This is a genomic window from uncultured Aquabacterium sp. (assembly GCF_913773725.1).
Classification (GTDB): domain Bacteria; phylum Pseudomonadota; class Gammaproteobacteria; order Burkholderiales; family Burkholderiaceae_C; genus Aquabacterium.
The window spans coordinates 148,016-168,397 of the sequence record NZ_CAJYGK010000156.1 but is presented as its reverse complement, the minus strand read 5'-3'; the positions used below and the strand labels follow the sequence as shown (position 1 = coordinate 168,397).

The window sequence follows — 20,382 nt, the reverse complement described above, 5'->3', positions numbered from 1 at the left end:
GTGTCCGCTTGATCGGGCCGATGCACCAGACCAGACCACTGCCATGATTACCCTCGCGTTGTCCAAGGGCCGCATCTTCGAAGAGACCCTGCCGCTGCTGGCCGCCGCTGGCATCCAGGTGACCGAAGACCCGGAAAAGTCCCGCAAGCTCATCCTGCCCACCACCCGTGACGACGTGCGCGTGGTGCTGGTGCGGGCCACCGACGTGCCCACCTACGTGGCCCACGGCGGCGCCGACCTGGGCGTGGCCGGCAAGGACGTGCTGATCGAGCACGCCGCCGGCGAAGCAGACACCGGCCTGTACCAGCCGCTGGACCTGAACATCGCCAAGTGCCGCATGAGCGTGGCCGTGCGCGCAGACTTCGACTACGAAGCCGCCGTGCGCCAGGGCTCGCGCATCCGTGTGGCGACCAAGTACACGACCATCGCGCGCGAGCACTTTGCCAACAAGGGCGTGCACGTCGACCTCATCAAGCTGTATGGCTCGATGGAGCTGGCGCCGCTGACCGGCCTGGCCGATGCCATCGTCGACCTGGTCTCCACCGGCAGCACGCTGAAGGCCAACAAGCTGGTCGAGGTCGAGCAGATCATGAACATCAGCTCGCGGCTGGTGGTCAACCAGGCTTCGCTCAAGCTCAAGCGTGAGCCGCTGCGCGCCATGATCCAGGCCTTCGAATCCGCCATTCCGCGTTGATGCGGGCCGTGGGGCAGGGGTGTTCGGTTTCCGCTAAGGCGCTGATCGAGACAAGCCATCGCCAGCCCCGCCCCCAGCCGGTCGTTTTCTGAGATCCTCGAGACCATGACAGTCCAGATCCGCCACCTCGCCACCACCCAGTCCGACTTCGAGGCCACCTTCAAGCAGGTGCTGCACTGGTCGGCCGAGACCGACACGGCCATCGAAGACCGCGTGGCCGCCATCCTGGCCGATGTGCGCCTGCGCGGCGACGAAGCCGTGCTCGAGTACACCGCCCGGTTCGATGGCCTGAGCGTGCCCGGCATGGCCGCGCTCGAACTGGGCCAGTCCGAACTGAAAGCCGCCTTCGACAGCCTGCCCGCCGAACAGCGCACCGCGCTCGAATCGGCCGCGCAGCGCGTGCGCAGCTACCACGAGCGCCAGAAGCAGGCCTGCGGCCAGAGCTGGGCCTACCGCGACGAAGACGGCACGCTGCTGGGCCAGAAGGTCACGCCGCTGGACCGTGTCGGCATCTACGTGCCCGGCGGCAAGGCCGCCTACCCGTCGTCCGTGCTGATGAACGCGATCCCCGCCCACGTGGCCGGCGTCGAAGAGATCATCATGGTCGTGCCCACGCCGCGCGGCGAGAAGAACCCGCTGGTGCTGGCCGCCGCCTACGTGGCCGGTGTCAGCCGCGCCTTCACCATCGGGGGCGCCCAGGCCGTGGCCGCGCTGGCCTACGGCACGCGCACCGTGCCCAAGGTCGACAAGATCACCGGCCCGGGCAACGCCTACGTGGCCAGTGCCAAGCGCCGCGTGTTCGGTGAGGTCGGCATCGACATGATTGCCGGCCCCAGCGAGATCCTCGTGCTGGCCGACGGCACCACGCCGCCCGACTGGGTCGCCATGGACCTGTTCAGTCAGGCCGAGCACGACGAGCTGGCGCAGAGCATCCTGCTGTGCCCCGATGCGGCCTACATCACCCGGGTGCAGGAAGCCATCGACCGCCTGCTGCCCACCATGCCGCGGGCCGAGATCATCCGCGCCTCGCTGGAAGGGCGCGGCGCGCTGATCCACACCCGCAGCATGGAAGAGGCCTGCGCCATCAGCAACCGCATTGCGCCCGAGCACCTGGAAGTGAGCAGCAACGAGCCCAACAAGTGGGAGCCGCTGCTCAAGCATGCCGGCGCCATCTTCCTGGGTGCCTACACCAGCGAATCGCTGGGCGACTACTGTGCCGGTCCCAACCACGTGCTGCCCACCTCGGGCACGGCCCGCTTCTCGTCGCCGCTGGGCGTCTACGACTTCCAGAAGCGCTCCAGCCTGATCGAGGTGAGCGAAGCCGGCGCCCAGACCCTGGGCAAGACGGCGGCGGTGCTGGCCTATGGCGAAGGCCTGCAGGCCCACGCCCGTGCCGCCGAACTGCGCCTGAAGGACGGCGGTCAGTGATGGCCCTCGCTTCGCAGACTCCGGTGCAGGCCGACGCCCTCCAGGCCGTCTTCCGCGATGACGTGCGTGCCATGCACGCCTACCACGTGCAGGATGCGGCCGGCTACATCAAGCTCGACGCGATGGAAAACCCGTTCGCCCTGCCGCCCGCGCTGCAGGACGAGCTGGGTCGTCGCCTGAGCCCGCTGGCCCTGAACCGCTACCCCGGCCCGCGCATCAACGACCTGCATGCCGCGCTGCGCGCCCACGCCGGCATCCCGGCCGACATGGGGCTGGTGCTGGGCAATGGCTCGGATGAACTGATCAGCCTGCTGTGCACCGCCTGTGCCCGCCCCGGCGCCACGGTGCTGGCGCCCGTGCCCGGCTTCGTGATGTATGCCGTGTCGGCGCAGATCGCTGGCATGCAGTTCGTGGGCGTGCCGCTCACCGCCGAGTTCGAGCTCGATGCCGACGCCATGGTGGCGGCCATTGCACAGCACCGCCCGGCGCTGACCTTCATCGCCTACCCCAACAACCCCACGGCCAACCTGTGGGACGATGCTGCGATCGACCGCGTGGTGCAGGCCGTGGCCGACAACGTCGCCGCCGGCCACCCAGGCCTGGTCATCATCGACGAGGCCTACCAGCCCTTTGCCTGCCGCAGCTGGCTGCCCCGCGTCGCGGCGCACCCGCATGTGCTGCTGATGCGCACACTCAGCAAGTTCGGCCTGGCCGGTATCCGCCTGGGCTACATGACGGGCCGCGCCGACCTGATCGAGCAGGTCGACAAGGTGCGCCCGCCGTACAACATCAGCGTGCTCAACACCGAGGCCGCCTTGTTCGCGCTCGACCACGCCGACGAGTTCGCGCGCCAGGCCGAGGTCATCAAGGCCGAGCGCCAGCGCCTCATGGCCGCGCTGGCCGCGATGCCGACGGCCCGTGCCTTCCCCAGCGAAGCCAACATGATCCTCGTGCGCGTCCCTGACGCGGCCGCGGTCTTTCAGGCTCTGAAAGCGCGTGGGATCCTGATCAAAAATGTCGCAGGCCTGCATGGTTTGCTGGCAAACTGTGTCCGGTTGACCGTGGGCCTGCCCGCGGAAAACGACGCGCTCATCGCCGCGCTGCGCGAGGTGCTGAGCGAACCCCTGAACGCCCCTCAAGCATGAACGCTCCCGACCAGGTGCCCGCCTGCACCGACCGCGTGGCCGAAGTCACCCGGAACACCGCCGAAACCCAGATCACCGTGCGCGTCAACCTCGACGGCACGGGGGCGGCCAAGCTGCACACCGGCATCGGCTTCTTCGACCACATGCTCGACCAGATCGCCCGCCACGGGCTGATCGACCTCGACATCCACGCGGTGGGCGATCTTCACATCGACGGCCACCACACCGTCGAAGACGTCGGCATCACGCTGGGCCAGGCCTTTGCCAAGGCTGTGGGCGACAAGAAGGGCATACGCCGCTACGGCCACGCCTACGTGCCACTCGACGAGGCCCTGTCGCGTGTGGTCATCGACTTCTCCGGCCGCCCGGGTCTGCACATGCACATCCCGTTCACCGCGGGCAGCATCGGCGGCTTCGACACCCAGCTCACGTTCGAGTTCTTCCAGGGCTTCGTGAACCACGCTGGCGTCACCCTGCACATCGACAACCTCAAGGGCACGAACGCGCACCATCAGTGCGAGACCGTGTTCAAGGCCTTTGCCCGGGCCCTGCGCGGCGCGCTCGAACGCGACCCCCGCATGGCCGGCATCATCCCGTCCACCAAAGGCTCGCTGTGAGCCTGTCTGCCCCGTTCGCCTTCTGACCCCATGAGCCAGACCCCGACCGTTGCCGTCATCGATTACGGCATGGGCAACCTCCGCTCCGTGTCCCAGGCCGTCGAGCATGCGGCCAAGGACCTGGACCTGAACGTCGTCGTCACCAACGACCCGGCTGTCGTGAAAGCGGCCCAGCGCGTGGTGCTGCCCGGGCAGGGGGCCATGCGCGACTGCATGCGCGAACTGCGCGAGGCCCACGGCGGCGACCTGTTCGGCGCCGTGCTGGATGCCGCGGCCACCAAGCCGCTGATGGGCGTGTGCGTCGGCATGCAGATGCTGCTCGACCACTCGGAAGAGCAGGACACGCCCGGCCTGGGGCTGATCCCCGGCAAGGTCGTCCGCTTCCGCCTGGACGGCATGACCCAGCCCGACGGCAGCCGCTACAAGGTGCCGCAGATGGGTTGGAACCGTGTCTACCAATCGCGCCATGCCGGCGTCTGGGGTGGCGAGCCCCATCCTGTCTGGGCCGGTGTGCCCGACGGCAGCTACTTCTATTTCGTCCACAGCTACCACGCGGTTGTCGACAATCCCCAACACAGCGCAGGCGAAACCGATTACGGTGTGCGCTTTACCTGCGCGGTGGCCCGGGATAACATTTTTGCCACGCAGTTCCACCCGGAAAAGAGCGCCGAGCACGGCCTGGCCCTGTACCGCAATTTCCTGCTCTGGAAGCCGTGACGTCGCTCCCTGCCGAGCGGCAGGGATCTTCGGCCACAATGTGCACCGTTTTCTTCCTCCCACTCTGGCGCGATTGCCATGCTGCTGATCCCTGCGATTGACCTGAAAGACGGTAAATGTGTTCGCCTCAAGCAAGGCGACATGAACGACTCCACCACCTTCGGGGAAGACCCGGCTGCCATGGCCCGTCGCTGGCTGGATGCCGGTGCGCGCCGTCTGCACCTGGTGGACCTGAACGGGGCGTTCGCCGGCAAGCCGGTCAACGAGGCCGCGATCAAGGCCATCATCAAGGAAGTCGGTGACGAGATCCCCGTCCAGCTGGGCGGCGGTATCCGTGACCTCGACACCATCGAGCGCTACCTCGACGACGGCCTGAGCTACGTCATCATCGGCACGGCTGCGGTCAAGAACCCCGGCTTCCTGAAAGATGCCTGCTCGGCGTTCGGCGGCCACATCATCGTGGGCCTGGACGCCAAGGACGGCAAGGTCGCGACCGATGGCTGGAGCAAGCTCTCCGGCCACGAGGTGGTGGACTTGGCCAAGAAGTTCGAGGACTACGGCGTCGAAGGCGTGATCTACACCGACATCGGCCGCGACGGCATGCTGTCGGGCATCAACATCGACGCCACCGTCAAGCTGGCCCAGGCGCTGTCGATTCCCGTGATCGCGTCGGGCGGTCTGTCCAACCTGGCCGACATCGAAGCCCTGTGCGCCGTCGAGGACGAAGGCGTGGAAGGCGTGATCTGTGGTCGCGCCATCTACAGCGGTGACCTCGATTTCGCAGCCGCTCAGAAGCGCGCCGACGAACTGAAATCATGATGCCCCCGAGCTCACTGTGTTCGCTGCCCCCCGAGGGGGCGCTGTTTGGCTTGGGGCGGCCCGTCGCCGAACGGGGCGTCTGATGCTGGCCAAACGGATCATTCCCTGCCTGGACGTCACCGGCGGGCGCGTCGTCAAGGGCGTCAACTTCGTCGAACTGCGTGACGCGGGCGATCCGGTCGAAATCGCGGCGCGCTACAACGAGCAGGGTGCCGACGAACTGACCTTCCTCGACATCACCGCCACCAGCGACGGTCGCGACCTGATCCTGCACATCATCGAGGCCGTGGCCTCACAGGTCTTCATCCCGCTCACCGTGGGTGGGGGCGTGCGCACGGTTGAAGACGTGCGCCGCCTGCTGAACGCCGGTGCGGACAAGGTCAGCTTCAACTCGGCGGCCATTGCCAACCCGCAGGTCATCCGCGACGCGTCCGACAAGTACGGCTCGCAGTGCATCGTGGTCGCCATCGACGCCAAGAAGCGCCAGGGCGATGACCTGGCTGCGCGTGGCGAAGGCTGGGACGTCTACAGCCATGGCGGTCGCAAGAACGTCGGGCTCGACGCCGTGGCCTGGGCCAGGCAGATGGCGGAACATGGCGCCGGCGAGATCCTGCTGACCAGCATGGACCGCGACGGCACCAAATCCGGCTTCGACCTGGCTCTGACGCGCGCCGTGAGCGATGCGGTCGGCGTGCCGGTGATCGCCTCGGGGGGTGTCGGCAACCTCGACCACCTCGCCGACGGCGTGCAGCAGGGCGGTGCCGATGCGGTGCTGGCCGCCAGCATCTTCCACTACGGCGAGTACACCGTGGGTGAAGCCAAGGCCGTGATGGCCCGGCGCGGCATTCCCGTCCGTTTCTGAGCGCGCTCGGCCTCGTCCGAAGGGATGAAGCCCACCGGCCGCTGATGTGCGGTCCGTCACGCTGTCCGTTTATCTCGTGGTTTGCCTGATGGCGGGCGAGGGCGCGCGGGCGTAACTTGGATTCCGGCATCACCGTTGTCCCGTGCCAGAAGCCTGTCGAGATCGGCAGGGCAGGCCGCCAGGGCAGCGGACCAGCGCGAAAGGAGCGTGACATGCCAGTTCGCCAAGGCTTCAAACCCCTCGACCTCGTCAGCCTCTCGCAGGCGCCCAGTCTGCCCCGCGTGGCGCGCATCGCCCGGCCCGACGACCCGGCGCTCAGCCTCATCACGGACCTGCACCACGGGCCGTGCGTGGTCGCCAGCCACCTCGACAACCTGCCCCAGACCCTGCACCTGATGATGCGCGCCGGGGTGCGCATGGTGTTCGTCTCCGGCGCCGATGGCAAGCTGGTCGGCATGGCCACGGCAGAAGACATTCAAGGGGAGCGACCGGTGTTGCGCGCCTCGCGTCACCAGATGCCCCATCACGAGCTGACCCTGGCCGACGTCATGACGCCGGTTCACCTCTGGGAAACCGTCGACCTGCACAGCGTGCGCCATGCCTGCCTGGGCGACGTGGCGGCCACGCTGAAGGAGCATGGCCTGCGCTATCTGATCGTCACGCAACGCAAGGGCCAGGAGCTGACCCTGCGCGGGCTGTTCTCCGCACGTCGGCTGGAACTGGCCATGCAGACGGCGATCGAGCCCGATCTGCATTCGCGCAGCTTTGCCGAGTTGGAGCAGGTGCTGGCGCACTGACACGGGACACTGCCTCACAGACGCCGACGTCGCTTTTCCCGTGGGGGCGTTGGCCCTCACACGGTGGCGCCGGGGCGGTAGGGGGCGTCTGGCAGCCAGAGCTCGAAGCGGGCGCCCTGGCCGGGCTGGCTGTCGACGGTGACGCGCCCCCCATGCCGGCGCGCAACCGTGTCGATGAACACGAGCCCCAGGCCGATGCCCGGGGGCAGGTGCGAGGCCCGCCCTTGCTCGAGCCGTTCGTAGCGGCGGAACAAGCGACCCAGCTCGGATTGTGGGATGCCTGGCCCCTGGTCTGTCACCGCGATGATGTGGTGACCATCCCGCGTTGAGACCGAGACCGTGACCTCGCTGTGTTCCGGGCTGAACTTCACTGCGTTGCCCAGCAGGTTGACCAGGGCACGGTGCACCAGGTAATCGTCGACCAGGGCGGGATGCCGGATTTCGCCGTCCCATTCTCGCGCGAGCGTGACGTGCTTGAGTTGTGCTCGCAGGCTGACCTCGTCGATGCATTCGTCGGCCAGCGAATGAAGGTCGGTGGTCTTCAGGGAGACCGGACGGTTCTCCGCCCGCATCACCTGCAAGAGTTCCTCGCACAGGTCCAGTGTGCCCCGCGCCAGGCTTTCGATGTGCTGCAGGGCTTCGTCCGGGCTGGGCCCGTGACCCATCTGCTGCAACTCGACCAGGGCCAACAGCGAGGCCTGAGGGGACCGGATGTCGTGCGCAATGAAGCCCAGCAGTTCCTGACGCTGCATTTCCGCCCGACGCAGTTCCGTCAGATCGGTGGCGCAAACGATCACGCCCCGGGCGTCGGTGGGCCAGTCCGGCCAGCCGTCGTCCTCATGAGCGGAGGGTCCCTGCATCGGGACCAGGTGGACCAGATACTGCCGGCCGCTGGCATGGCTGGCTTCTGTGGTCACGGAGGGCAATGTGTGCGGGGTGGACGCCGTGTCGCTGGCGTTCGACGCCCCCCGATTCTCCCCCTCCGCGGAGCCTGAGGCCACGCGCTTGAGCAACAGGTCCCATGAAGGGGCCTCTGTTGGGACCAGGTGTGCCAACGCTTCCGGCAGGGTGCGACCGTTCAGAGCGGTGGGGGAAGCCTGGCCACTCATCAGCGCCGCCTGCCGGTTGGCCTGGTTGACCCTCCCCTGCGCATCCAGGACGAACACGGCATCCGGCAGTGCGGCCAGGGTGTCGGCCAGCAGCTGGCGTGCCACCCGCAGTTGTGCTCCCGCTTGCCTCAGGGCGGCCGTGCGCTGGTCAAGCATGTCACCCCGAGGGGCATCAGGCACTTGCCCATTCTCGGCGGCGGTGTCTCGGGCGATCAGGTCGAGTTCCTCCTGGAGTGCCCGGGCAGTGGCTTCCAGCCGTCGCCAACTCCACACCGGATAGGCCAGCAGACACACCAGCACCGTGCTGAACGGAGCCCACCAGATGTCCGCCGCCATCAGCAGCCAGGATGCGGTGAGCGCCGCCCCGGACAGCAACAGCGCGTGTGCCATGGCCTTGCGGGGCGTGACGGTACGGAACGACCATCCGAGCAGCAGCACGAGCAGGGCGCTCGTGGCCGCCTGGGCTGGTCTGGGTACCGTGTGCAGCATGCCGCCGGCGCGCAGGTTGGCGAGCAACTGCCCTGACACTTCGACGCCAGCCATGCCGGTGCTCTGGCTGGTCACCGGTGTCAGAAAGGTGTCGGCCAGGCCCCGGGCGGTCACCCCGACGAGCACGTCGCGTCCCGTGAAGGTGCTGGCCGGCACTTCGCCACGCAGCAGTGCCGCCACGGAGACCTGATGAATCCGGCCTGGTGGCCCGAGGTAGCGGATGGCGACCCGGTCGGTGCGCTGCCACCCCGTCTCGGTCGGTGAACCGGTGGACGTCAGCGGTGCGGGGGGGGGCGACGGGGCGCGACGCTGGAGGCGTTGCGCCGGCTGCGGCACCGACCTGCAGCAGGGCCAGGGCCGGGTGGGGATAGGCTTGTGCCGGCGTTCCCGCGTGCAACCAGGCATGACGCAGCACGCCGTCGACGTCCAGCGTGACGTCCGCATGGGCCAGTGTGCTGGCGTCACGGAAGGCGGGCAGCGGCAGCAGTTCGTGTCCTTGCCCCAGGGTGTCCACCGCATGCCCGACGGGCAGCACCACGCGGCCGCTGCGTCGCAGCGCTTCGGCCATCAGGCGATCCTGCTGCGGGTCGTTGTCCGGCTCGGTCATCAGCAGGTTGTAGAGGATCGATCGGGGGCGGGCCTCGGACAGAGCCGAGATCACCTGCGCATGGATGGCCCGCCGCCAGGGCCAGCGGCCCACGGCCTCGAGGCTCGCATCGTCGATGGCCACGATGACGACGTCCTCGGGGGCTGGATGCGTCCAGGTCGCTTGCGCGGCGTCGTGAACCGTCTGGTCCAGGCGCCAGGTCCAGTGTCCCCAACTGGCCCAGGCCGTGAGCAGGGCCAGCGCCAGACTCAGCCAGCGCCATTCACGCTGCCATGAGGGCTGTGCGGTCGGTGCCGCAATGTCGGCATCGCGGAGGAGCAGCAGAGGCAAGGTCGTCGGGGCCCGTCAGGGCGGTGACACGGCGAGCCGACCGCCTGCCTGCAGGCAGTCCCCGAAACCGCTGCGCACGCATGCCGGCAGCACCAGTTGCTGCGGGGCCGTCCAGGGGCCGACAAATCCGTCCGGGTCCACCGCGCGGTAGCGCACATGGAAGACCCCGCCCTCCTGGGGCTTCGGCAACACGATCCGCGTGTCGGCCGTGCGTTCGGAGCCGGCCAGCGAAGCAAAACCGGCGTCTCGACCCAGCTGGAGTTCGAAGACCTGACGCGGTTCGCCTTGCATCTGGAAGGCCAGGGTGTCATCCGTGACCTGAGGTGGCGGCAATGCGGCGGGCTGCGGTCGCACCGCGAAGCGCAGGGCATCGCCCCAGGGCCCGCGATCCTGTCCTGCAGCCGTGGTGGCCACACGCCAGAGATAGTCTCCGGGCGGCAGGGGCACGACCAGCGCGGTGTCCTGCAGGTCATCGCGGTCAAGCAGGGGCTGCTGGAAATCGGCTGTGGTGGCGATCTGCAGCCGGTAACGCCAGGCCTGGGGATGGGCCGCCCAGCTGAAGGGGACGGTCGCCGTGCGCCACTTGGAGCCGGGTGCCGGTGCGGCTGCGATGGGCGCCTCGGGTCGGGCCTTCAAGCGGAACCGGTGGATGGCATCGGCGCTTTCCAGGCCCTGCTCGTCGATGGCGCGGGCGCGCAGCACGTAGTCGCCATCCGGCAGGTTGGCAAAACGCAGTTGCGCCGTCGGGCTGGTGACTTCTTCCCGCACGATCTGGAACTGCTCGTCCTCTGCCACCTGGCCGCGGTATGCCACGGCATGCCTCACCGGCGGCAACTGAAAGCGCACAAGGATGCGTTCTTGCAGCGTCGGCAAGGTGGAGAGGTCGGGCGCCGCCGGCAGCGGGCTGGGCTTGCCGGGCGCGCCATCTGTCCGAGTCACCGTGCCGAATCCGGCGGGCATGAGGGTTTCACGGCCGCTGCCTTGCACGGCCACAGCACCGGTCAAGGTTTCGCCTCGTGTCTGGCTGCGAGCCGCATCGGCGTCGACGCGGAACTCCGTGCCGCGCACGCCCAGCACCGCCTGCGGTGTCTTCACCTGAAAGCGGGGCTCTCCGCCCGTCATGTGGGTCACGAGGGCTTCGACGCGACCCTTCAGCACCTCCCAGACGGAGGAAAAGAAGCCGGCCTGCTCGTACTGGCGCGAAGCGTCGAGTCGCGCCTCGGTGTCGGCCTGGATACGCAGCACCGAGCCATCGGCCAGGCGGACCGTCACATAGCCATTCACAGCCGTGCGCACCAGGCTGCCTGGCGCCACCGGGTCACCGGCTCGCAGCGGGCGCCTGACCCCATCGGGCGATTGAAGGCTGGCATCGCCGACGGCGGCCAGCACCGTGCCATCCCGAGGTACGTGTTTCAGCAGGCTGACGGGGATGCGCAGGCGGGTACCCACCGGGATGCGCCGCGGCGCCACGATCCGATTCAGTTCGGCCACCCTTCGCCAATCCTGAGGGTGGGCCAGCATGCGTTCACCCAGACCGATCAGCGTGTCGCCCTCGCGTGCTTCGTAAACCAGCACGTCGGCACCCGAGGCCTGTTGCCTGGTGGCCTGCGCCAGAGCGCCCGTCGCCAGAAACAGCGCGGCCAGCGCCACGCCCCTGCCGTGAAAGGGATAAAAAACCGCCATTTGGCGAGCTTAGCCGATCAGGGCAGGCCATCAGGCGGGATTCGGCACGTCGATGAACACATGGTGCAGGCCGAAACGCTCACTCAGGTGGGCGCCCAACGCCTGCACCCCATATCGCTCGCTCGCATGGTGACCGCAGGCCAGGTAGGCCACGCCGGTCTCGCGCGCGTAGTGCGCCTGCGGCTCCGAGACCTCTCCGGTCAGGAACACATCCGCTCCCGCTGCAATGGCCTGTTCGAAGTACCCTTGTGCGCCACCGCTGCACCACGCAATGCGGCGCAGCGGTCGCCCGTCTCCGGCCAGTACGACGGGCTCCCTGCCCAGCGCATCCCGCACCCGGTTCGCCAGGCTGTCCAGGCTCAGTCCATCCGGTGCGGCGCCCATGAAGCCCAGGTCCTGGTCGCCAAACCGGGCGTCGGCCGTCAGACCCAGCCGCTGGCCCCACTGGGCGTTGTTGCCCAGGCTGTCGTGGGCGTCCAGCGGGAGGTGGTAGGCGATCAGGTTGATGTCATGGGCCAGCAGGCGGCTCAGGCGTTGGCGCATCCACCCGGTGACACGGCCATCCTGCCCGCGCCAGAACAGGCCGTGGTGCACGAGGATGGCGTCTGCCTCCTGCTCGATGGCCGCTTCGATGAGCGCCAGGCTGGCCGTCACCCCCGTGACGAGCTTGTGGATGGCCGGCCGACCTTCGACCTGAAGCCCATTCGGCCCATAATCCTTGAAACGGCCGGCCTCCAGAAGCATCTGGGTGTAGCCGACCATGGCGTCTCTGTCGATCACGGCAGTCCCTTTCCGGACGGTGATGTTTGCATGCGTAGAACCTGGCTGATTTTCTCTCAGACCGTGACGGTCGCAGTGGCAGTGCTTTTCGTGCTGTCCACGTTCAAACCCCAATGGATCCAGTCGCTGATCTGGCGGCAGGGACTGCCGGGGCCCACGGTGGTGTCGATGGCGCCCGGCGCACGGGCCAGTGCCCCGGCGCCCGGGAGTTTCGCCGAAGCTGCACGCCTGGCTGCGCCCACCGTGGTGAGTGTGATCACCAGCAACACCCGCGCACGCAACCCGCACACGCGCGACCCCTGGTTCCGTTACTTCTTCGGTGACCAGGACAGCCAGCCGCAGTCCGGCGTGGGCTCTGGGGTCATCGTGTCGCCGGAAGGCTATGTGCTGACCAACAACCACGTGATCGACCGCATGGACGACATCGAGGTCATGCTCACCGATGGCCGCAAGACCCGCGCCAAGGTCATCGGAACCGACCCGGACACTGACCTCGCGGTGCTGAAGGTGGACCTCGAACGCCTGCCGTACATCGCCTTCGGCGACTCCGACGGGCTTCAGGTCGGCGATGCCGTGTTGGCCATTGGCAACCCGTTCGGCGTGGGGCAAACGGTCACATCCGGCATCGTCAGTGCCCTCGGCCGCAACCAGCTGGGCATCAACACGTTCGAGAACTTCATTCAGACCGACGCCGCCATCAACCCGGGCAACTCGGGTGGGGCTCTGGTCGATGCCGTCGGCCATCTGGTGGGCATCAACACCGCCATCTACTCCCGTTCAGGGGGCAATATGGGCATCGGCTTCGCCATCCCGGTGTCGACCGCCCGTCAGGTGATGGACAGCCTCATCAAGGACGGCCAGGTGACCCGCGGCTGGATCGGTGTCGAGCCTCGCGACCTGACGCCCGAGATCGCCGAGACCTTCAACCTGCCCGTGCGCGAGGGGGTCCTGATCACCGGGGTGCTGCAAAACGGGCCGGCCGCGCGAGGCGGGCTGCATCCGGGTGATGTCGTGCTCAAGGTCGATGCCACCCGGGTTGCCAACACGGCCCAGTTGCTCAATGCCGTGGCTGCCCTGAAGCCCGGGCAATCGGCGCCTGTGGAGGTGCTGCGGGAGGGCCAGACCGTCCGCATCACCGTGGTGCCGGCCAAGCGTCCCAAGATGCCGTTGCAGCGCCCCGCCGAGCAGGACGAGGACTGAGTCAGCGCTCGGTCCCGGCGGCCGACGCCGTGTCGCTGTCGGGGGCCTGCGTGTGCTTCACGAACAAGGCAGCGCCCCAGATGCCTAACTCGTACAGCAGGCACATCGGGATGGCCAACGCGAGTTGAGACACCACATCCGGCGGTGTGACGACCGCGGCGATCACGAAGGCGACCACAATGAAGTAGCTGCGGAACTCGCGCAGCTTGGCGATGGAGACCATGCCCATCCGCGCCAGGATGATGAGAACGACCGGGACCTCGAACGCCGCGCCAAAGGCCAGGAACATGTTGAGCACGAAGCTCAGGTACGCCTCGATGTCCGGGGCGGCGGTGATGCTCTTGGGCGCGAAGCTCTGGATGAACTTGAACACCTGCCCGAACACGAAGAAGTAGCAGAACGCCACGCCGGTGAAGAACAACACGGTGCTCGCGATGATCAGCGGGTAGACGAGCCGCTTTTCATGGCTGTAGAGACCGGGCGCCACGAACGCCCAGATCTGGTAGAGCACCACGGGCAGGGCCAGCATCAGGGCAGCCAGCATCGTCACCTTGACGGGCACCATGAACGGCGATATCGGGTTGGTGGCGATCAGGGTGGCCCCATGGGGCAGGTTGGCCACCAGCGGCGCTGCCAGCAGGTCGTACAGCCCGGATGGAGAGGGGTAGATTGCGAGCGCGATGAAGGCCACCCCCACCGCGATCAGCGCTCGGATCAGGCGATCCCGCAGCTCGATCAGGTGCGAAACAAAGGGTTGCTCGGTGCCGGCCGGGTCGCCCGGGCTTTGGGAGGGGTCACTCACAGTGGATCAGCGTTGGCGAGAGGCGCCCGAAGCCGGACGGAAGCGGGCCACGCGGGCCGCGCCGGACTGCACATGGCGGCGAACGCCGTGACGTTGCTTGTACCAGAGCGGCGTGGCGCCCCGCTTGAGCCGCCAGTTCTTGCGCACCGGCACGGGGTTGCCGTAGTAGGGGGTGTGCGTCAGGTCGTTGTAGAAGCTGCCGTCCTGCGAGGATGACGATGAACCCGTGTCCTCGCCGGACAGCGCACTTCCGGCCTCGTTGAGGCCTTGCTGCACCTGTTCCCCGAGGTTGCGTGCTGCATCCGAAATGTCGGTCTGCATCTTGCGCAGCTCCTCGAGCTCGATGGAGCGGTTCACCTCGCTCTGGACCTGCGACACATACCGCTGGGCCTTGCCCAGAAGCACGCCGACGGTGCGAGCCACCCGGGGCAGACGCTCGGGCCCCAGCACGATCAACGCAACGGCGCCGATCAGTGCAATCTTGTCGATGCCGAAGTCAATCATGGCAAAAAGCCCTGGCCCCGCCCGGGGAGGGGGCCGTCAGGGGGCTGCAGGTCACGACTTCGTCTTGGCGTCGACGTCGACGGTGTTGGCGTCCTGGCGGGCGGCGTTGCCAACCTGCTGCGTGTCGGCCGTGCCACCGTCCTTCATGCCGTCCTTGAAACCCTTTACCGCGGCGCCGAGGTCGCTGCCGACGTTCTTGAGCTTCTTCGTGCCGAACACCATCACCACGATCACCAGCACGATCAACCAGTGCCAGATGCTGAACGAACCCATGTTCTCTCTCCAAAACGGCCTGCGGCCGCATTAACTACATGAAACCGGTGCGCTCCGTGCGGACGCGACACCTGCATCGGCGGGATGGTAGACCCGCCCTGAGGCAAGTGTGTGACGTTGCGCGCTCACCATCACTCACGCCGCAGGTTTGGGCGTGCCGCTGCCACGGCGGGCGAACTCTTCCAGGCCCGAGAGCCCTTCGCGGCGCGCCAGTTCGGCGACCACGTCTTCCGGGCCCAGGCCGAGATGCGCCATGGCCACCATCGAATGGAACCACAGGTCGGCCAGTTCGCCAACCAGAGCCTGCCGCGCCTCGGCGGAGGTCGGCGAGGCCGCCAGATCCTTGGCCGCCAGAACGGTCTCCGTCGCTTCCTCGCCCACCTTCTTCAGGATGGTGTCGGTGCCCTTGCTGAACAGGCGGGCCACATAGCTCTTGTCAGGATCGCCGCCCTTGCGCGAGGCAATGACCTCGGCCACGCGGGTCAGCACATCAAGTTGCTGGAGTGGGGTGTCGCTCATGAGGGTGCTCACTTGTAGATCTCGCCGGGGTCCTTCAGCACCGGATCGGTGCTCACCCACTGGCTGTCGTCCAGCTTCTGAAAAAAGCAGCTGTGCCGACCGGTATGGCAGGCGATGCCGGGCTCATGCCCAAGCTGTGTGACCTTCAGCAACACCACGTCGTTGTCGCAGTCCAGTCGGATTTCGTGCACCTTCTGAATGTGGCCCGACTCTTCGCCCTTGTGCCACAGCTTGCCGCGCGAGCGGCTGTAGTACACCGCCTCACCCTTGCGGGCCGTCTCGGCCAGCGCCTCGCGGTTCATCCACGCGAACATCACCACGTCGCCGCTGGCAGCTTCCTGCGCGATCACGGGCACCAGGCCCTTGTCGTCCCAGCGAATGTCATCCAACCATGTCATAGACAGGCAGTGTAGCAATCGCGGGGCCAGCATTCGCTTTCCGGCCCACAATATCCGAACTCCCTGTGTCAAGGGAGTGGTTCCACTCAGTGCTGCCTTGCCATGATTCACCCGTCCGCGCCCGTCTCCTCGTCCGATGTCCGTCTTGCCGTGACCATGGGGGATGCCTGTGGCGTGGGGCCCGAGATCATCGCCCGCTGGTGGGCAAGCGAGTCCCGCCCGCATGCCGTGGTCGTCGGCGATCCGGCCGTGCTCGCCAGGGCGCTGCAATGGGTATCGGCCACCGGCGTGACAGTGCGCCTGGTGGAGGACATCGAGGAGGCTTGGCGACTGCCCGCCGGGGTGATGCCCGTGTGGCAACCCGCGGGTCTGCCGGCGGATCTTCTTGCCGCCCCCGTCGGTCGGGTGGATGTGCGTGCAGGGATGGCCGCGGCGGCCTGCATCCGGCAGGCGGTCCGCCTCGCCCAGCAAGAGGCCGTGGACGCCATCGTGACCGCGCCGTTGCACAAGGAAGCGTTGGCCCTGGCGGGTGAGCCGTATCCGGGGCACACCGAGTTGCTTCAGGCGGAAGGCGCCCCTCCGGGCCAGCCGCCGGCACCGGTGCGCATGATGCTGGCCAACGACCAGCTCAAGACGGTGCTCGTGACCATCCACGTCGGCCTGCGGCAGGCGATCGAGCAGGTCACCCTGCCTGCTGTGCTCGGAACCCTGCGCATCACCCATGCCGCTGCCGCGCTGTGGGGCATGCCGGCGCCTCGGATTGCCGTGGCCGGGCTCAACCCGCATGCGGGGGAGGGCGGGCTCTTCGGAGACGAGGAGGTCACCATCATCGGCCCCGCGATCGAGGCGGCCCGGGCCGAAGGCATCGATGCGAGAGGGCCATATGCCCCGGACACGGTGTTCATGCGCGCACGCCACGCACCGCCCGCTCACCCGGGGGAGTTCGACGTGGTCGTGGCGATGTACCACGACCAGGGGCTGATTCCAGTGAAGTACCTGGGGCTGGACCAGGGCGTCAATGTGACGCTCGGTCTGCCCTTCGTGCGCACCAGCCCCGATCATGGAACGGCCTTCGATCTGGCTGGCACAGGACGGGCCGACCCGGCCAGCTTCGCTCACGCGGTCGCCATGGCCCGGCAGATGGTACGAGGGCGTCTCGCCGCGAGGTGAGTGGGCGCGATCTCAGGCTGCAGAGCGGCCGCCACCCGCCAGTGCCGCGAGCTGGCGACGAGCGCGCATCGTTGCGCGCTCCAGCAACTCGGCCTGCTCGAAGGCCTTGAACCGGCCCGTGTCGCACATCTTGGCGAGGGTGCGTGCCGTCAGCGAAATGGTGCGCTTGTGCTGGTGCCCTTGCGTGAAGATGAAGAAGGTGCGCCCTTCGCTGACCCAGGTAAGCCGCACCCGCTTCCATTCTCCCTGCATGAGCATCTGGTAGGCCGTCCCCTTCTGGATGTGATGAACCAGCTGCAGCCCGGCCGCCGGCGGGGGAGGGCTGTCCAGGTTGATGTCCACTTCCGTGAGCGAGGGATCGACCTCCCCCGCCGGCTCGTCGAGGTTGATGTCCACGGTGTCTGTCGGGACGGTGGCCTCCGGCACGAATCCCGCCTGCTGGGCTTCCTCGGGAGACAGCGCAGACGCCACTGTCAGGACGGGCAGTGCAGACAGGTTCTCCATGGCGGCCGGAACCGGGTCGTTGGCCGCTTCTTCCCGGCTCGGGATGGCGAGTCGCTCGACCTTGCTCAACTGCTGTTCCAGCAGCCGCTGCGTGAGATCGTGGTGCGGTGCCTGCTTGAGCGACTCGGCGTGGGCGGGCAGCAGCTGCGAGAAGAAGGCTTGTTTGGCCTCTTCGGGCCACTGGATGAGCGCCAACCCCTCGGTGAGGTCCTTCATCAGCTGGGGCAGCGTCATCAGGAAGGCCTTGCGCAGCGCCGGGGTGCCCTTGGGCTGCACACTGAGCGCCAGGTCGTGGCCTGCTTTGCGCATCCGGGCCGCCAGTTCCGAGCCCGCCCCGTCCCGGGCCGACGCCATCACCTGCACCTGACTCCAGATCTGCGTCAGAAAGTCCCGGACAAAGTCCGGCAGCGTCACCTCGGCAAGCTCGCGCTTCAGTGACTGCATGTAGCGCTGCTGTACCCGCAGGTCGGCTTCCTTGCCGCTGAGCAGTGCCTGAACGGCTGCGTGCTCGGCCGATTCCCGGGCATGGCCGCTCTCGATGTGGCGTTCGAGTTCGGCCAGCTTGGCCTCGTACAGGCCCATCCGGTCGAAGTCGCCCTCGACAATGTCGTCAACCAGCGCGGTGACCTGCTCGAGGCAGGTTCGGCCCGGGCCTTCTTGAAGGCTCTCGTAGGCGACTGACAGGGTGGCGATCCGGTTCACGAAGCGCCGCACCGGGTGCTTTCGCGAGTGGAAGAAACCCATGTCAGCCAGCGCGACGCGAAGCACCGGCATCTGCAGACGGGCGATCTGCCGCGCCATCTCCGGCGCCACCTTGGGGTCGGACAGAACCTGGTCGAACAACGCGGCCACGATGTCGATCACCATCTGGTCCAGCGCAGCCCCGCCGCTGGCGCGTACCAGTTCGTCTCGGTGTGCGCGAATGAGGTTCGCGGCCATCAGCCTTCCGGCAAACCCCGGTGCCGTGCCCAGATCCCCTTCCGGTGCACCAGCGAGAGGCGTCGGGGCGTGTGCCCAGGCTGTGCCGGTGGCTTCCTGGTTGATGCGCTGCAGCAAGGCCTGAAAGCCAGACGGGGCTGCAGGCAGCTGACCGGATCGCAATGGCGGCGCCCCGGCTTCACCACGCAGGCGCATCGGGGGCGGCTGTTCGCCCCCCATGACCGGCATGTTGACGCCGAACATGGCGCCAAGGGCCTGTGCGGCGCGTGCGTGCGCCTCTGGTCCCATGCTGCCGTACGAGGGCGACCAGGTCGACGGATCAACCCATCCGCCTGGGGCCGAGGCGGTGCTCTGCGGGTCGCCCGGAACCTGGCCTGGGGTGGTCGCGGAGGAGGCGGAGCGACCCGAGGAGGACCGGGGCCGCTGGACCGACAGGGCGCGAGGCTGGATGCCCTGGGCACGCAGGTCGGTCGAAATCTGGGCGTAGCACGAACCGATCTGCGGGGCGAGTACGCGCCCCGCGTGCTGACCCAGCATCTGCACGACCTCGGGATCGGGCTCTACCTCGGCCAGCGCCTCGAGCAGCGCGCCGGCGATCTGATTGGGTCGCAGGGCGTGGCGGGCCAGTCGGGCGTCGTCCAGCAGGTCCGACAGGAGTTTGTCGAGTTCGGCCAGTTGCTCGGCGCATTCGACGCCGAGGGCCTGACCGAGTCGGTCTGCGTGAACGCCGCGCTCGACCTCTGCGTTGTCCACCAAGGTCAGCGACGACCAGTCCGAGGGGCCGCCCGACCGGAGTCCGCCCGACGTGGAAGGCGCGGTCTCCGGCAGGAACGTTTTCTGAAGACGCTCGTGCAGGCGATGGCTGAATGCGCGAAGCACCGCAGCCGTGTGGCGCTGCAACACGCTGTCCGCGTTCATCAACGTCTGCCGTTGCTGGTTGCTGGTGGCCGCCATGGCAAGCGGGCCGACCTGCATGGCGAGGCGGTCGAGCGCGTCCGAGACCGCTGCCTGCACGCGGCGGGCGGCGGTCTGAACGATCGCGTCGGTTCGCGGGTCGGTCACGTGCGCTTTCTGTCGGATGGCGGTCAGGGGGAAACGCTGGCGCAGGGCACCACCGGATGTCGTTTCAGCTTATCGGCTATCCGTCGGTCTGACTTGCGTCATTTTGCAAACTGTCACGAATCACACGGTCTTATACAGGCCGGGCGCGAGGGCGTGGCGTGCCCCGGCCGCATGGATGAGGTGCCCGCTGTGGTGCAAATGACGCAGATTGATCCAGGCCAGAGTCTCAGCATGAGGCGCGACGATCTGCCGGGAAGAGGGTGCGCGTCCCTTACAATGCGCGGTTGACCCCATTCAATGTCATCGTCCTCAAGGAAAACCATGAGCAATCAGCCAGTGGACCAAAGCCGTCGGACCTGGGTGACCATGGCCTGCGCCGCCGGTGGCGTGGGCGGCGTGGCCACAGCCATCCCCTTCGTTTCGACCTTCCAACCTTCCGAGCGTGCACGCGCTGCCGGTGCCGCTGTCGAGGCTGATATCAGCGCGCTCAAGCCGGGCGAGATGATGACGGTCGAATGGCGCGGCAAGCCCGTGTGGATCATCAAGCGCACGCCCGAGCAACTGGCCGCGCTCAAGAAGATCGATGGCCAGCTGGCCGACCCCAATTCCGAGCGCAAGCCGGCCGAGCTGACGCCGGAGTACTGCCGCAACACCAACCGCTCCATCAAGCCGGAGATCATGGTGGCCGTCGGCATCTGCACTCACCTGGGTTGCTCTCCGTCGTCGAAGTTCCAGTCGGGTCCCCAGGCCTCGCTGCCGGACGACTGGCCCGGTGGTTTCCTTTGCCCCTGCCACGGCTCGACCTTCGACCTGGCCGGCCGCGTCTTCAAGAACAAGCCCGCTCCGGACAACCTGGAGATCCCGCCCCACATGTACCTCTCCGACAGCAAGCTGCTGATCGGTGAAGACAAGAAGGCCTGATCGGAGACCCCAC

Annotated in this window: 20 protein-coding genes and 1 pseudogene; 11 read left to right on the top strand and 10 right to left on the bottom strand. The window is 67.5% G+C overall.

The window, feature by feature from the left end; genetic code table 11:
• The first annotated feature begins 43 nt into the window (after positions 1-43).
• The 8 genes from hisG (at position 44) to QZ709_RS18880 (ending at position 7,079) form a co-directional block, all read left to right on the top strand.
• Positions 44-694, top strand: coding sequence for an ATP phosphoribosyltransferase (gene hisG, locus QZ709_RS18915; RefSeq protein ID WP_109035407.1), 651 nt, complete (start codon positions 44-46; stop codon positions 692-694).
• 105 nt (positions 695-799) lie between these two features.
• On the top strand, positions 800-2,122 hold the full coding sequence (gene hisD / locus QZ709_RS18910) for a histidinol dehydrogenase (protein WP_294639075.1): 1,323 nt from the start codon (positions 800-802) through the stop codon (positions 2,120-2,122).
• Positions 2,122-3,267, top strand: coding sequence for a histidinol-phosphate transaminase (gene hisC / locus QZ709_RS18905; RefSeq protein WP_294639074.1), 1,146 nt, complete (start codon positions 2,122-2,124; stop codon positions 3,265-3,267). The genes hisD and hisC overlap by 1 nt, the downstream gene beginning before the upstream one ends.
• Entirely contained in the window at positions 3,264-3,884 is a 621-nt protein-coding gene (gene hisB, locus QZ709_RS18900) for an imidazoleglycerol-phosphate dehydratase HisB (protein WP_294639071.1), read from the top strand. The genes hisC and hisB overlap by 4 nt, the downstream gene beginning before the upstream one ends.
• Before the next feature lie 30 nt (positions 3,885-3,914).
• Positions 3,915-4,601: an imidazole glycerol phosphate synthase subunit HisH gene (gene hisH, locus QZ709_RS18895; protein ID WP_294639069.1), complete on the top strand. Its 687-nt coding sequence runs from the start codon at positions 3,915-3,917 to the stop codon at positions 4,599-4,601.
• 78 nt (positions 4,602-4,679) lie between these two features.
• The gene (hisA, locus tag QZ709_RS18890) at positions 4,680-5,420 is read left to right on the top strand and encodes a 1-(5-phosphoribosyl)-5-[(5-phosphoribosylamino)methylideneamino]imidazole-4-carboxamide isomerase (protein WP_294639067.1); all 741 of its coding nucleotides are present in this window, start codon (positions 4,680-4,682) and stop codon (positions 5,418-5,420) included.
• Positions 5,421-5,502: 82 nt separating this feature from the next.
• Positions 5,503-6,282, top strand: coding sequence for an imidazole glycerol phosphate synthase subunit HisF (hisF, locus tag QZ709_RS18885; protein WP_294639065.1), 780 nt, complete (start codon positions 5,503-5,505; stop codon positions 6,280-6,282).
• A 212-nt stretch (positions 6,283-6,494) separates the two neighbouring features.
• Positions 6,495-7,079 carry a CBS domain-containing protein gene (locus QZ709_RS18880; RefSeq protein WP_294639063.1) on the top strand — a complete coding sequence of 195 codons (585 nt, stop codon included), beginning with the start codon at positions 6,495-6,497 and terminating at the stop codon, positions 7,077-7,079.
• A gap of 56 nt (positions 7,080-7,135) precedes the next feature.
• Here the strand turns inward: QZ709_RS18880 and QZ709_RS18875 are convergent, their stop codons facing one another.
• The 4 genes and pseudogenes from QZ709_RS18875 to QZ709_RS18860 form a co-directional block, all read right to left on the bottom strand.
• A complete protein-coding gene (locus tag QZ709_RS18875) occupies positions 7,136-9,082 on the bottom strand; it encodes an ATP-binding protein (protein ID WP_294639061.1) in 1,947 nt (648 codons plus the stop codon).
• Positions 9,066-9,614, bottom strand: a pseudogene (locus QZ709_RS21340) (CHASE2 domain-containing protein); the annotation flags it as partial. The gene QZ709_RS18875 and the pseudogene QZ709_RS21340, both read right to left, overlap by 17 nt.
• A 15-nt stretch (positions 9,615-9,629) precedes the next feature.
• The gene (locus tag QZ709_RS18865) at positions 9,630-11,297 is read right to left on the bottom strand and encodes a FecR domain-containing protein (protein WP_294639058.1); all 1,668 of its coding nucleotides are present in this window, start codon (positions 11,295-11,297) and stop codon (positions 9,630-9,632) included.
• A 30-nt stretch (positions 11,298-11,327) separates the two neighbouring features.
• Entirely contained in the window at positions 11,328-12,059 is a 732-nt protein-coding gene (locus QZ709_RS18860) for a Nif3-like dinuclear metal center hexameric protein (protein ID WP_294639133.1), read from the bottom strand.
• Between the two features lie 48 nt (positions 12,060-12,107).
• Here QZ709_RS18860 and QZ709_RS18855 point away from each other — a divergent pair, with 48 nt between their 5' ends.
• Complete coding sequence (locus tag QZ709_RS18855) at positions 12,108-13,277, top strand: Do family serine endopeptidase (protein ID WP_294639056.1); 1,170 nt, start codon at positions 12,108-12,110, stop codon at positions 13,275-13,277.
• A gap of 1 nt (position 13,278) precedes the next feature.
• On the opposite strand, the gene tatC is transcribed toward QZ709_RS18855, so the two are convergent.
• The 5 genes from tatC to hisI form a co-directional block, all read right to left on the bottom strand.
• A complete protein-coding gene (gene tatC, locus QZ709_RS18850; protein ID WP_294639054.1) occupies positions 13,279-14,079 on the bottom strand; it encodes a twin-arginine translocase subunit TatC in 801 nt (266 codons plus the stop codon).
• Between the two features lie 6 nt (positions 14,080-14,085).
• Positions 14,086-14,583, bottom strand: coding sequence for a Sec-independent protein translocase protein TatB (gene tatB, locus QZ709_RS18845; RefSeq protein ID WP_294639052.1), 498 nt, complete (start codon positions 14,581-14,583; stop codon positions 14,086-14,088).
• 51 nt (positions 14,584-14,634) lie between these two features.
• Positions 14,635-14,856, bottom strand: a complete 222-nt coding sequence (gene tatA, locus QZ709_RS18840) for a Sec-independent protein translocase subunit TatA (protein WP_294639050.1) — start codon at positions 14,854-14,856, stop codon at positions 14,635-14,637.
• A 135-nt stretch (positions 14,857-14,991) separates the two neighbouring features.
• Positions 14,992-15,375 (bottom strand): phosphoribosyl-ATP diphosphatase, encoded by a 384-nt coding sequence (locus QZ709_RS18835; RefSeq protein WP_294639048.1) that lies wholly within the window; start codon positions 15,373-15,375, stop codon positions 14,992-14,994.
• Positions 15,376-15,383: 8 nt separating this feature from the next.
• Positions 15,384-15,773: a phosphoribosyl-AMP cyclohydrolase gene (gene hisI, locus QZ709_RS18830; RefSeq protein ID WP_294639046.1), complete on the bottom strand. Its 390-nt coding sequence runs from the start codon at positions 15,771-15,773 to the stop codon at positions 15,384-15,386.
• 102 nt (positions 15,774-15,875) lie between these two features.
• Here hisI and pdxA point away from each other — a divergent pair, with 102 nt between their 5' ends.
• Entirely contained in the window at positions 15,876-16,943 is a 1,068-nt protein-coding gene (gene pdxA, locus QZ709_RS18825) for a 4-hydroxythreonine-4-phosphate dehydrogenase PdxA (RefSeq protein ID WP_294639044.1), read from the top strand.
• Positions 16,944-16,955: 12 nt separating this feature from the next.
• Here pdxA and QZ709_RS18820 read toward each other — a convergent pair whose 3' ends face one another.
• Positions 16,956-19,448 (bottom strand): DUF1631 family protein, encoded by a 2,493-nt coding sequence (locus tag QZ709_RS18820; protein WP_294639042.1) that lies wholly within the window; start codon positions 19,446-19,448, stop codon positions 16,956-16,958.
• Positions 19,449-19,769: 321 nt separating this feature from the next.
• Between QZ709_RS18820 and petA the strand changes: the two genes are divergently transcribed.
• Positions 19,770-20,369 (top strand): ubiquinol-cytochrome c reductase iron-sulfur subunit, encoded by a 600-nt coding sequence (gene petA / locus QZ709_RS18815; protein ID WP_294639040.1) that lies wholly within the window; start codon positions 19,770-19,772, stop codon positions 20,367-20,369.
• The last annotated feature ends 13 nt before the right edge of the window (positions 20,370-20,382 follow it).

Coding starts and splice junctions, on each gene's coding strand:
- hisA (WP_294639067.1), top strand. CDS start 4,680: ATGCTGCTGATCCCTGCGATTGACCTGAAAGACGGTAAATGTGTTCGC.
- petA (WP_294639040.1), top strand. CDS start 19,770: ATGAGCAATCAGCCAGTGGACCAAAGCCGTCGGACCTGGGTGACCATG.
- hisB (WP_294639071.1), top strand. CDS start 3,264: ATGAACGCTCCCGACCAGGTGCCCGCCTGCACCGACCGCGTGGCCGAA.
- hisF (WP_294639065.1), top strand. CDS start 5,503: ATGCTGGCCAAACGGATCATTCCCTGCCTGGACGTCACCGGCGGGCGC.
- pdxA (WP_294639044.1), top strand. CDS start 15,876: ATGATTCACCCGTCCGCGCCCGTCTCCTCGTCCGATGTCCGTCTTGCC.
- QZ709_RS18880 (WP_294639063.1), top strand. CDS start 6,495: ATGCCAGTTCGCCAAGGCTTCAAACCCCTCGACCTCGTCAGCCTCTCG.
- hisH (WP_294639069.1), top strand. CDS start 3,915: ATGAGCCAGACCCCGACCGTTGCCGTCATCGATTACGGCATGGGCAAC.
- hisD (WP_294639075.1), top strand. CDS start 800: ATGACAGTCCAGATCCGCCACCTCGCCACCACCCAGTCCGACTTCGAG.
- QZ709_RS18855 (WP_294639056.1), top strand. CDS start 12,108: ATGCGTAGAACCTGGCTGATTTTCTCTCAGACCGTGACGGTCGCAGTG.
- QZ709_RS18875 (WP_294639061.1), bottom strand. CDS start 9,082: ATGCCTGGTTGCACGCGGGAACGCCGGCACAAGCCTATCCCCACCCGG.
- hisG (WP_109035407.1), top strand. CDS start 44: ATGATTACCCTCGCGTTGTCCAAGGGCCGCATCTTCGAAGAGACCCTG.
- QZ709_RS18865 (WP_294639058.1), bottom strand. CDS start 11,297: ATGGCGGTTTTTTATCCCTTTCACGGCAGGGGCGTGGCGCTGGCCGCG.
- QZ709_RS18860 (WP_294639133.1), bottom strand. CDS start 12,059: ATGGTCGGCTACACCCAGATGCTTCTGGAGGCCGGCCGTTTCAAGGAT.
- hisC (WP_294639074.1), top strand. CDS start 2,122: ATGGCCCTCGCTTCGCAGACTCCGGTGCAGGCCGACGCCCTCCAGGCC.
- hisI (WP_294639046.1), bottom strand. CDS start 15,773: ATGACATGGTTGGATGACATTCGCTGGGACGACAAGGGCCTGGTGCCC.
- tatA (WP_294639050.1), bottom strand. CDS start 14,856: ATGGGTTCGTTCAGCATCTGGCACTGGTTGATCGTGCTGGTGATCGTG.
- QZ709_RS18835 (WP_294639048.1), bottom strand. CDS start 15,375: ATGAGCGACACCCCACTCCAGCAACTTGATGTGCTGACCCGCGTGGCC.
- tatB (WP_294639052.1), bottom strand. CDS start 14,583: ATGATTGACTTCGGCATCGACAAGATTGCACTGATCGGCGCCGTTGCG.